Origin of the sequence: Candidatus Kurthia intestinigallinarum (assembly GCF_003991225.1) — a bacterium.
Classification (GTDB): domain Bacteria; phylum Bacillota; class Bacilli; order Bacillales_A; family Planococcaceae; genus Kurthia; species Kurthia populi.
Genome location: NZ_JTFC01000105.1, coordinates 1 through 1173, shown reverse-complemented (window position 1 = coordinate 1173; position 1173 = coordinate 1). Strand labels below are relative to the sequence as shown.

The following is a 1173-nucleotide window of genomic DNA, read 5'->3' as shown; positions in this document are numbered from 1 at the left end:
CAAAATCTAAACTTCTTTTTAACTTTAATTACTTTCACAACTCCCATTGACATCATTTATTTCCTTGATACAGAGGAAATGCTTGCTGTATCAAGGTTTTCTTTTGAGGTGTTTTTGTTCTCCGTTTATAAATTAAGGTACTTACAAAAGTAGTGAATTCACACTCAACTAATCCGTGTACGCAATAGCGCTAATTTCAATTAATTGCTCAGGAGAAGCCAAGTGGTTTACACCGATCAGGCTGCCGGCTGGGCGATGCTGTCCCATATATTCTTTAAAAATTTGGATAGCTGGCCCTGTATCCTCTTGTGCATTCGTTAAATAAATTTCCAAATAGGCAAGGTTCGATTTTGTAATATTAAACCCTTCTAATACACGGTCTAGATTTGCCAGTGTTTGTCGAGTTTGCGCTTCAATATCTCCTTCACCGACAAAGACTCCTTCCGAATCATGAGAAAACTGCCCGGAAATATAGACTGTTCCATCTACGCTGAACCCCTGGGAAATGCCGTGATCCCAAAGATCGTGGTTGACTGTTTTAATTTTTTTCATTTTTACCATTCCTTTACTTGAGAATAGGTTAAATATAAAATAGTCATAAATAAAAAAATAGTACGCACTTTTTTGATAGGTACTATTAGAAAGGATAGTGTAAAAAGATGGGGATGTCTGACTATGTAGAGAAGGGCAACGTTCGAGAGACACCTTTTGGCTATACATTATCAATTATTGGTGGTAAGTGGAAAATGCTAATTATTTATATTTTGGCAGAAAACGAAACAGTCCGCTTTAATGAATTGCAAAGAAAATTGGGGACCATTACCTTCAAAATATTAAGTTCACAGCTTAAAGAGTTGGAAGCAGACGGCATGATTGTACGAAAAGAATATCCGCAAGTCCCACCTAAAGTAGAGTACAGTCTTACACAAAAAGCACAATCCCTATTACCGGCTTTGGAACAGTTATGTGAATGGGGTTTAAAAAATCAAAAAAATTAGTTAAACTTTTTATGCGTTTCATCATATAGATTTTAAAATTGAGAACGAATTTCATTACTAGAAATTCTTTCTCTTATTTACTGTTAAGTATCATGCCAACGATTTTTTATGCAAGGCAAGGAATCCATAAGGTTTGCTGGAGAGTGGAAGACCTATTGAAACTTCATACTTAAAA

General features: G+C 35.5%; 2 protein-coding genes. One reads left to right on the top strand and one right to left on the bottom strand.

The genetic code is table 11. The features are described 5' to 3' along the window. Positions 1-168 precede the first annotated feature (168 nt). Positions 169-552: a RidA family protein gene (locus tag QI30_RS18935; RefSeq protein WP_126992085.1), complete on the bottom strand. Its 384-nt coding sequence runs from the start codon at positions 550-552 to the stop codon at positions 169-171. 107 nt (positions 553-659) lie between these two features. Between QI30_RS18935 and QI30_RS18930 the strand changes: the two genes are divergently transcribed. After that, positions 660-998 carry a winged helix-turn-helix transcriptional regulator gene (locus tag QI30_RS18930; protein ID WP_126992084.1) on the top strand — a complete coding sequence of 113 codons (339 nt, stop codon included), beginning with the start codon at positions 660-662 and terminating at the stop codon, positions 996-998. Positions 999-1173 lie beyond the last annotated feature (175 nt).

Coding starts and splice junctions, on each gene's coding strand:
- QI30_RS18930 (WP_126992084.1), top strand. CDS start 660: ATGGGGATGTCTGACTATGTAGAGAAGGGCAACGTTCGAGAGACACCT.
- QI30_RS18935 (WP_126992085.1), bottom strand. CDS start 552: ATGAAAAAAATTAAAACAGTCAACCACGATCTTTGGGATCACGGCATT.